Genomic DNA, 10,260 nt, shown 5'->3' with positions numbered 1-10,260 from the left:
TAGGCAGAGACTTGAGTCTCTGACGGTTCAAGTATTTTTGCAAGAAGTCTAATATAGAGACGCAAAAATTTGCATCTCTACATATTTTTTAACAACGCTGTAATTGCGTTAACAAAACAACAATTTCATCCATTGCTTGCCTAATAACTGTTGCAGGTTGTTCCGATTGATTGACAATAATACTGAAAACCAGCGGTTCATACTGAGGCGCATTTACATATCCAGAGAGGGAAACCACCCCTGTTAATGTACCTGTTTTTGCCTGCACAATACCCTCAGCAGGCGTATTCTGAAAGCGATTTTTCAAAGTACCACTTTTCCCAGCGACGGGTAGAGATGCACGATATACAGACGCTGTTGGTGTTCGCGCAATTCCCCGCAAAGTTTGCACTAAAGCTTCTGGCGTTACTAAATTGCGACGTGATAACCCAGAACCATCGACCAAAACATAGTTTGCTGGATCTACTCCTAACTGGGTTAAACTTGCTTTGACAGCTTCTAAGCCATTGTTGGCAGTATTTTTATTGAATACTTTGGTTTGCTTAAAACCTAAAGCTCTCAACAGTGCCTCAGCATAAAGATTATTACTATTTAAATTTGTTTCTGTTAACAGATCAGATAAAGGTGGTGATTCTACAGCTGCCATTTCTTGTTGATTTTCACCACCATTTGCTACTAATGTTTGTCCCAAAGTAATTTTTTCTGTAGTCAAAGCAGCACGAAAACGACGTAAGAAATAATAATTAGGATCAACTACAGGTAAATTTAGTAAATACGGTTCAGAATTTTCTGCTAATTGCCCTTCAATTCGTAATATCGTTCCCGATAAATTCCGAGTAACGTTGATGAAACTTGGTTGACCTTTAGCAACTGTAATCGACTGATTAACTACTCGCCATTGTCGCGCCTCATTGGCATCGTTCCACACTACTTGTGAAAGTTTACCTACAGTTTGGGGTACGATTTTAAAACTAAAAACATTTTGATTCAAAATAAAGCTATTGACAGGTGCGCCGTAGTCTGATTGCACGTCTTCCCATTGCCAAGTGGGATTAACAATATCCCCTTGAATGTAACTATCATCGGCAATCAATTGCTTAATTTGGGTAATACCTTTCTGTTTCAGCTGCGTTGCCAATGCTTGTAATTGAGTATCGTTCAAGCTGGGATCTCCTCTACCTACGATACGCAAAACACCATCCCGATTTTGATAAATAGAAGTGCGAATGCGAAAACTTGCGCCTAACTGCTGTAATGCAGCGGCTGTTGTCAATAGCTTGGCATTCGAGGCTGGAGTAAAGTATTTTTGTGCATCCCGACTGTAGAGAGTTTGCCCAGATGACAGAGGTTGTACTAAGATTCCCCAACGTACCCGACTAAATAGGGGACGATTGACTACAGCATCAACAACCGTTCCCAGTTGGGCAGGGCAAATGGATTTTGGTGTAGTTACAGGTACAGCTTGGGTTTGGGCTTGAGCAACTTCACGACTAAATGAGAACTGAGTAGTTAAAAATAGCAGCACAAAAGTCAGTGGTTGATTGAATGCGTTAAGTTTCATCAGAACTCTTCATCCCAAAGAAAGGTTTTCTTTACCTTGAGTCCAAATTCCTTCTTCAGACAGAAGAAGTTTATCAGTATAGTTACTTAATTAGTATAAGAAAGATGTTTACATATTTATTACGCAAGCGATCGCGTAAATATTATTAATGGCATTAAAAAATCGAGGCAACGGTGTGAATACATTTCTGTCTGGTATGGCTGTATTACTCTCTACTTTGGCTTTAGCGTGCGGTGGCTATGCTGCATACGAAGTTTTTACGCTGCGACAAATGCTAAATACTACTAATACGGTAAGTAATACTCCTACTCAAGCATCAAGTCCAGTAGCAGTCACAGCGTCGCCATCACCAGCCACAACACCAGTAACCACCAATACTTCAGAAATTCAGCCAGGTAAATTTGTGCAGCCGGCTTTTAGCAATAAGGCAGAAGTCGAGTTACTTTCAGTCAAGCGGATAAAAGATCCAGAAACTAACAACCGCGATGTCATCAACGTGCAAATGCGTGTCCGTCGCCTAACCACAGATTCAGTTGGTGGTGGTAGTGCAATATCAATTGCTAGTACCACCGCTCGTAACCCTGAGACTAGTGAAACTTACAAGGGAGTTGCATTTGAGCGTTCCACCGGGAGTGTTGCTTTATATCAGCTACGTCCTAATTCCTCTGCTGATGCCTATGTTTGGGTAAGAGTTCCTGAAGGTGTCAGTAATTTGGATATCTTTGTGCCAGATACAGCTGCATTCAAAAACGTACCAATTTCTAATTGATTACATCTCCCTAATCCCCACTCCCTATTTTGAAACTTATACGCGCAATATAACGTCTGGCTTTGAGTTAGATTAGATTCGTTCCTCGGAGCGTGTGCCAAATGTCAGATTTTCCAGTCCGGCTCGTGCAAAGGTGTATCTCCTTATCCCATCAATGGATTATTAGTCTCAGGTTTCCACACATAACTTTACAATGGTTTAAGATTATCAAAATTAGCGAAAATGCTTTACAAGCCTTAATTTTCAGCACTTAAAACTGGACAGCAAAACACCAATGCAGGATTTTCTGCATAAATCTAGTGAATCAAGACGTAATAAAAGTGGAATCACTGAGATGACTTCATGGAAATTCATGAAATCTGGGGCAGCTGCCAGTTAAATAACTAAGTGGGAGAAATGGGGGTTGTGATGCAAACTTTAAAATTGAGTTTCGAGGAGCGCAATCTCGCTATGGCAACGGAGGCGGAAAAACTGGCGCTATATTGGCAAAAGCGGTTAACAGAGGAATGTCCAGAACAAAGCGAGGCTGTAAAGCAAAATATTATTCTCTGGCTAATCGGAGTTGACGCAAAACGGTTTGATTTGCTCAACCCTAAAGAACTGGAAATTGCCAAGCAAGCGATGGAATATCGTTGGAGAATTTTACGCCAACGCTACTTGGGAATGGGGCGAGAACGAGCTTATCGTAACTTGATCACTCGCTTGGGGAGTTTAGTAACATTACGTAATAAGATCCAAACTTGGGTATCTCTAAGTCGCGATCGCCAGCGTAGTGTCATGGATGTGTTACAAGAAGTACTGCAAGAATTGCTGCAAAGCGATACCTACATGCAGCAACAAATGGCTGATATCGCCGAAATTACCAGCGATAGACGATTACGAGATACTCTCTTATTCGCCAGTATGGAAGAGTATTGTTTACGACCAGTACGTAACCAGCCCCTCTTAGCTTATCGCTTCGTCAACTACCTACGTCGCACTCAGCGTGGTGGATTAACCCAAGTACCAACCCGTGACTTAATTAGGCTAGTGTCAGAAGAAATTCTGACAGATGACAGCGACAATCGCATTAACCTAGTAGATACCCAAGCGATCGCAGAATATCAAGAAGCACAACAACAAGAGGAACAACAAGCCCTACGTCAATCAGTGCAAAACGATTTTGCGGATTATCTACAAGAAAACTTAGGCACAGAAGCAGTTGAGTGGCTGACAATGTATTTGCAAGGCAAATCTCAGGATGAAATTGCCAAAAGACTGAGTAAGCCAATTAAAGAAATATACCGACTCAGAGAAAAAATTAGTTATCATGCTGTGCGCGTCTTTGCCCTCAAAGGCAAACCAGAACTTGTAGATAGCTGGTTGGCAATCTCCTTACAAGAACACAACTTAGGGCTAACACAAAACCAATGGCAGCAACTGTATAAAAAACTGACTCCTTTAGGACAGCAGGTATTAGACTTGCGAAAATCAGGTAACTCAATAGAAACAACAGCTCAACTGTTAAAACTCAAAACTCATCAAGTAATGGGCGAATGGACTAAAGTCTACCTCGCAGCCCAAGCTTTAAGAACCCAGGAGTAAGCTGTGAGGCATTTACACCTGTTGTTTGGGGGAGATGAGAAAAGCAGGGGAAGCAGGGGAAGCAGGGGAGAATAATTACGAATTACAAATTACGCGCTTCGCAGCGTTAGCGAGGTACGAGCGTCCGTAGGAGCGTCATTACGAATTACGAATCACCCAGTCCCCTGTGTAATAACCCCTATTAGGGATGAAATTAGTTTAACTTTTAACAAAGCATCAAGGTATCTTTACTAACTGCCAATTAAATTAGAGGCAATATAGTATTAAGACCAAACACCAATTAATCAAACCTATGTTGTCTTCAGAGGGCAAACCAACTAATATCAGTGCAAGTTTAGAGCAAGTGCCAGACGCTACTCCAAGTAAGTGGGAGCAAGAAGGGGAATGCGAGCCAATATTCGAGCTAATAGATCGACTTTTATCTTTTGAAGCTTGCCTTTACCACCAGATTTTGCCCTTTGAATTAAAAGACAACAACCTCTTTCTAGGCATGGTTCATCCACAAGATGGCGAAGCGCTAGATTATGTTGGTCGAATTTTATCTTATATTAATTGCACTCTGGTGACAGAAGCGATCGCTGCCGAAACTCACCGCAAACTACTGTCAGCATACCTCAACCACAAAAACACATCCGAACAAAATGGTAAACCAATACTCCCAATAAATAGCTTCCCCACCATCACCGATAAACCCCTTCCTCCCGCAGCAGCTGACTCTGAACCAAATCAGCCATTAACATTAACAGTACCCGACGAAACACAGAGCAATCATCATTCTTGGCAGGGGGGAGATTTGCCCCCAATGCCACAATATCCAGATAACCCATCTAAAATTACTGCCTGCATAACTCCTAGTAATAAAAGTCAAGCTCAGGATACTTCCAAAGCAGCACTTACAGACACCTTACCTCTTTTACCAGCGTCAAATTCTCATCTATTTAGTCCTGTTGAAGAACTGCCAACACTACCACCCAAAAAATTACTAGAAGAACTACTAGGAAGAATTCTGGCTGGAGGAATCGGTCGGTTGTATTTAGAAAGACAACCCTACGCAGGTAGAATACTGTGGAGTGACAATGGAGTCTTGCAGTCTGTATTAGATAAACTGCCACTCTCGACTTTCCAAGGAGTACTTAACGAATTAAAACGGTTTGCTTCTCTACCTGTGGCAACAGTTGCAGAACCAAAACAGATAGAGAAAGAATGCGTATATCAAAAAACCCGTCTGTTATTGCGTTTACGAGTCATGCCAGGAATTTATGGTGAAGAAGCTACATTACAAGTACTGCGAGGGGCAGCATTAAAATTCTACCAACAACAACAATTAGTACGCCTGAGCCGTGACACCGTAGGAATTGCTCAACAGCTTAGCTTCAAGTTGCACGAACTAAAAGAACGACTGCTTTTAAATTCTAGTCTTGACTCTCAGCAATTAGAGGCCTTGGTTACTCTCAATCAACTAGTAGAAAATGTAGATCAACAGATTAAAATACTTTCATTAAGTAGTGATTCATCAAGAAATAGTAATTCATAAGTAATTTCAAATTCCTCTTTTAACTCTTTCTGTGTCTTGAAAAGTTCAGTTCGTCAGAGACGTTGGCGAAGCTATGCCGGAGGCTTTACGCTGCGCTATTGCCGGAAGCCGGCGCTCCGACTTTTCGCTGCGGCTCTGCGTGAGGTAAAAAAATATTTAAACCAAACGTAGAACAGCTTACCTCAGTCAGTAAAACCGCTGATCTCGATTCCACACATAATTGTTATGTTGTAGTGGAATACTAGACTAATAACTTTCAAACCTTTGTGATACCAATTCAAAAAAATTTGCAACACATGTAGGTTGGGGAGCCACTCACGTGGGCGGGTTTCCCACGCCAGTTCGCACAACGGGGGGAACCCCCGCAAGCGGCTGGCTCGACTTGAGTGAAGTGGCGTTTGAGGAACGAAACCCAACGCCAAAAACCCTGGTAATGTTGGGTTTCACTTCGTTCAACCCAACCTACGTATCTGGATCATTTTTTTAGTGAAATGCTATGACATCCAGCTTTTTGCATTGCGAATTGGTATTAGTAGCAAAATTAGCTTTCCATTTTTAATCTATATTATTGCAAATATTTCATGCAGACTGAGGTTTTTGGTGAATTTTTCCCCTTAATGAGTACAGCCAATCCCCAAACTTTGGAATGGCTACTCAACGTTGCAATTGAACATGAGTATCCGGCTGGACGAGCTGTTGTGATGGAAGATGCTTGGGGTAATGCAGTTTACTTTGTAGTTTCTGGATGGGTTAAAGTCCGGCGTACCTCTGGGGATGATTCAGTGGCTTTGGCCATTTTTGGCCGGGGTGACTTTTTTGGAGAAATGGCAATTTTGGACGAATCTCCGCGCTCAACTGATGTTATTTCTCTTTCACCCGTGAAGTTACTCAGCATCTCCAGAGAGCGATTTATTCAAATATTATTTAAAGATCCGCAATTACATCATCGGATGCTCCAATTGATGGTGCGACGCCTGCGACAAATTAACCTGCGCTTACAAATGCGATCGGCACCACCAGCTGTTAAACTTGCTCATACCCTAGTAACTTTAAGTGAAAGCTACGGTCAAGAATCAGACAGAGGGAAAGAAATTTTTAATATTCCCTTTAAAGATTTAGCAGAAGTCACAGAAATTGGAGTTGAGGAAACCACTAAAATCATGGAAAAATTGCATGAGAAAGGATGGCTCAAAATTGATAATATTAACAATACTATTTATCTTGTTAACTTCAAACAACTGGTGAATTTAGCCGGGAGAATTTAACAATGGGGAATGGTATAAAGAGATATTTATATTTTCTCGTTATAGCCAGCTAATCGTCATTTAAATTACATCTTTGCGTCTCCTCGTCCCCGCCTATTTCTAGAAGTTTGAGCTATGCAACTTAAAAACGTATCAGCTTAATACGGTTCGGTTAAGTTTTATCAAAAGTAGTTTTGGATGTGTAGAGACGCGCAATAGTGCGTCTCTCTTTATGGGCTAATTACCACCGGAATCTTGAATCTGTCCACAATGTTTACAGTATGGTAAATGTTTATAAGTAAGATTGTGGCAGTTTTGACATTCTATATACTGGTAATAACCGCAGTGTGGACAGTGAGGATCATGAGGTTGAATTTTCTTAGCACAACTGATACACCGTGAATTTTGAACTCTATTAGCTGCCTGGATTTTAGTATTAAAAACAATTTTTTGAAAAAACTTGATAATTCCAAAACCAACTAGTGGAATCAACAATATATAGATATAACTAATTAGAAAAAGTAAACTACCAAAAAGGGTATTAATGATATCAAAGATAAATTTAAATATTGCACCAATTTGCAGAAATTCAAATATCTTGAGCAATAGCGGTATCAAAAATATAACTAGCAAGTGCCAGCTAATTAGTGAGATGAGTCCATATCCTCGGCGTTGGGTAAAGCTATGAACTGCTAAGGCGATAATAATTAGCGGTATAAGAAAAATTGATTGTAAACCAAGTTGGATGCTTGGATACCAAAATGATGCTTGCTTATACTTTGTTTCCAGATTACTAAATTGATTTCCGTCTTTAATAAAAGCAATAAAACTAGTACTTTCTTTTTTCGCAACCAATTCAGTTTTAAGATTAGAAATTTCCTGTTTCAGCGTAGTAACTTGACGATTGTTTTGCTCTAATTCCTGTTTTGCTTTTTCTGCACTTACTTGATTTATTGATTTATCAGGAGCTTGACCTGCAACTTTTTCTAATAGTGTTGAATCATATTGATTACGAATGTTACGATTAGCTTGTTCCAATGTGCTAATTTTCGTTTCTTTTTGAGCAATATTTTTGACGATCTGTTGGTTTTGAGAATTTTTAGTTTGGTCTTTGTATTTAGCATAATTCAAGCATATTTCTGAAACCTTACCGAGATGCCCTACTTGTGCTTGTTGATATATCTGCTGAAGACTGGATTGATTACTTAGATTATCTAGTAATCCAAAACTGAGGATTTCATAATCTTTATTTGGAGTTGTTTGTGTTTTGTAGTTTCTCCATTCAGAATAACAAGGATAAGCTTGCTCTGGACTAATGTGCCATCTACTAATATCATCAAGTCCTGTAAAAACATTTATTAAGATAAAAATATCAACCAAAATCAGAACAATTAAACTTACTTTATTTAGTGGTTCGTCATTAATTTTTCTAGATTTATTAAATAATTGATTTAAAAATCGACGTATTCTTCTAATCATGCTGTCTAGGGATTGTGATGATTTTGATAAAAAATGATTTTAATATAAAAGTCATGAAAATCTCAAAAAATAAATTTATTTAAACAAAGAAACGAAGTGAAACCCAGCAAATCTGTGTAAGTTGGGTTGAGGAGCGAAACCCAACTTACACAGATTAAGGTTTTTGGCACTAACTAAACCGTATTAGATTTTAAGTTTAATATTAACTATTAACTAATACTTTAGTACTCAAGATGACTGAAGCAACAGCACCTCGTCTTAGCGAAGATATCCAAGATACCGAACCGAAGATTGATTACTTGGTGACAATATCTCAACCAGAAACCCATCTGTTTGAGGTGACTTTAAACCTTGTAGATTATCCCTTGCCGATTCTGGACTTAAAACTACCAGTGTGGACTCCTGGTTCTTACTTGGTGCGGGAATATGCTAAAAACTTACAGGATCTTGTGGCTTTTACTGGTAATAAGCCTTTGTCTTGGCGAAAAGTTAGTAAAAATCACTGGCAGATAGAAAAAGAAGGTGTTTCAGAGTTATCTGTGCGTTACCGTATTTTTGCGAATGAGCTAACGGTACGAACCAATCACTTAGATGCTACTCACGCTTATTTCAATGGTGCGGCATTATTTTTTAGGATACCAGGTTGGGAGAAGCAACCAATTCGCGTAGCGATCGCACCACCGCATCCAGAATGGCAAATTACGACTCCCTTACCAGCAGTTACCCAGAAAGCAAATACTTTCTTAGCTAGCGATTTTGATACTCTTGTCGATAGCCCCTTTGAAATTGGTCATCACCAATTGTATCAATTTGAGGCACTGGCAAAACCCCATGAGTTGGCAATCTGGGGACAAGGTAATTTGCAAGTTCAACGGTTGATAGCCGATATCCAGAAAATTATTCAAGTAGAAGCACAAATATTTAACGGTTTGCCTTATGAAAGATACGTTTTTTTGCTACATTTAACTAGCCAAGCTTTTGGTGGTTTGGAGCATAAAAACTCTTGTTCTCTAATTTATCAACGATTTGGCTTTCGCGTTCAAGATAAATATGAGCGCTTTATCCAATTAGTGGCACATGAATTCTTTCATTTGTGGAATGTCAAACGAATTCGCCCCAAAGCTTTAGAAGCTTTTGATTACGATCAAGAAAATTACACACCATCTTTATGGTTTTGTGAAGGTAGTACCAGCTACTACGATTTACTAATTCCTTTACGCGCTGGAATTTATGATCCTAAGTCGTATTTAAATCATTTGAGTAAGGAAATTACTAGATATGAACTGACACCAGGACGTAAAGTACAACCTGTTTCTGAGTCAAGCTTTGATGCTTGGATTAAGCTTTATCGTCCAGATGCTAATAGTGGTAATTCCCAAATCTCCTACTATTTGAAGGGAGAAATGGTATCGTTATTGCTGGATTTACTGATTCGTTCCCATCATGATAACCAGCGTTCTTTTGATAATGTAATGCAAAGAATGTGGTTGCAATTTGGACAAGCCGAAATTGGTTATACTCCCGAACAGTTACAGGAAGTTATAGAATCTGTGGCGGAAATTGATTTGAGCGATTTCTTTCAACGCTACATTGATGGTATTGATGATTTGCCTTTTAACCAGTATTTAGAACCCTTTGGTTTGCAGTTAATCGCAGATCAGGAAGAAGAACCTTATTTAGGTATGAAAGTAAATTCTGAAAATGGACGAGAAATAATTAAATTTGTCGAGATAGGTTCACCAGCACAAGTAGGGGGAATTGATGCAGGCGATGAGTTGCTAGCTATCAATGGAATTAAAGTTGTGGCTAATAGTTTAAGCGATCGCCTCAAAGATTACCAACCAGACGATACTATCCAAATCACAGTTTTCCACCAAGACGAATTGCGTACTTATTCCGTCATCCTAGCCTCACCACGTCCTACACGATATCAACTAAAACCTGTTGATCATGCTTCCACAACGCAGCAACAAAACTTTACTGAATGGTTGGGGGGGATGTTGTCAACTCTTCGTTAATTCGTAATTCGTAATTACGTCTAATGTGAATTAGATATTAAAACGAATGATGATTTTGTCAATGCCCTCAC

The 10,260-nt window shown here is 39.5% G+C and carries 6 protein-coding genes and 2 pseudogenes; 6 read left to right on the top strand and 2 right to left on the bottom strand.

Translation table 11 applies throughout. The features are described 5' to 3' along the window. Positions 1-88: 88 nt before the first annotated feature. On the bottom strand, positions 89-1,561 hold the full coding sequence (gene dacB / locus AC5JMF_RS24540; RefSeq protein ID WP_495798317.1) for a D-alanyl-D-alanine carboxypeptidase/D-alanyl-D-alanine endopeptidase: 1,473 nt from the start codon (positions 1,559-1,561) through the stop codon (positions 89-91). 148 nt (positions 1,562-1,709) lie between these two features. On the opposite strand from dacB, the gene AC5JMF_RS24535 reads away from it, so the two are divergent. The 5 genes and pseudogenes from AC5JMF_RS24535 (at position 1,710) to AC5JMF_RS24515 (ending at position 6,713) form a co-directional block, all read left to right on the top strand. After that, on the top strand, positions 1,710-2,330 hold the full coding sequence (locus tag AC5JMF_RS24535) for a hypothetical protein (RefSeq protein WP_495798316.1): 621 nt from the start codon (positions 1,710-1,712) through the stop codon (positions 2,328-2,330). Between the two features lie 396 nt (positions 2,331-2,726). Further along, the gene (locus tag AC5JMF_RS24530; RefSeq protein ID WP_495798315.1) at positions 2,727-3,914 is read left to right on the top strand and encodes a HetZ-related protein 2; all 1,188 of its coding nucleotides are present in this window, start codon (positions 2,727-2,729) and stop codon (positions 3,912-3,914) included. Between the two features lie 292 nt (positions 3,915-4,206). Beyond that, positions 4,207-4,413: pseudogene (locus tag AC5JMF_RS24525) on the top strand (pilus assembly protein PilB); the annotation flags it as partial. A gap of 486 nt (positions 4,414-4,899) precedes the next feature. Beyond that, positions 4,900-5,448: pseudogene (locus AC5JMF_RS24520) on the top strand (pilus assembly protein PilB); the annotation flags it as partial. A 581-nt stretch (positions 5,449-6,029) separates the two neighbouring features. Then, the gene (locus AC5JMF_RS24515; protein ID WP_495798314.1) at positions 6,030-6,713 is read left to right on the top strand and encodes a Crp/Fnr family transcriptional regulator; all 684 of its coding nucleotides are present in this window, start codon (positions 6,030-6,032) and stop codon (positions 6,711-6,713) included. A gap of 216 nt (positions 6,714-6,929) precedes the next feature. Here AC5JMF_RS24515 and AC5JMF_RS24510 read toward each other — a convergent pair whose 3' ends face one another. After that, positions 6,930-8,171, bottom strand: coding sequence for a hypothetical protein (locus AC5JMF_RS24510; protein ID WP_495798313.1), 1,242 nt, complete (start codon positions 8,169-8,171; stop codon positions 6,930-6,932). 233 nt (positions 8,172-8,404) lie between these two features. Between AC5JMF_RS24510 and AC5JMF_RS24505 the strand changes: the two genes are divergently transcribed. Further along, a complete protein-coding gene (locus tag AC5JMF_RS24505) occupies positions 8,405-10,189 on the top strand; it encodes a M61 family metallopeptidase (protein ID WP_495798312.1) in 1,785 nt (594 codons plus the stop codon). Positions 10,190-10,260 lie beyond the last annotated feature (71 nt).

This window comes from Desmonostoc vinosum (assembly GCF_059505385.1).
The sequence above is the reverse complement of the archived record's forward strand: the minus strand, read 5'-3'. Positions and strand labels throughout refer to the sequence as shown.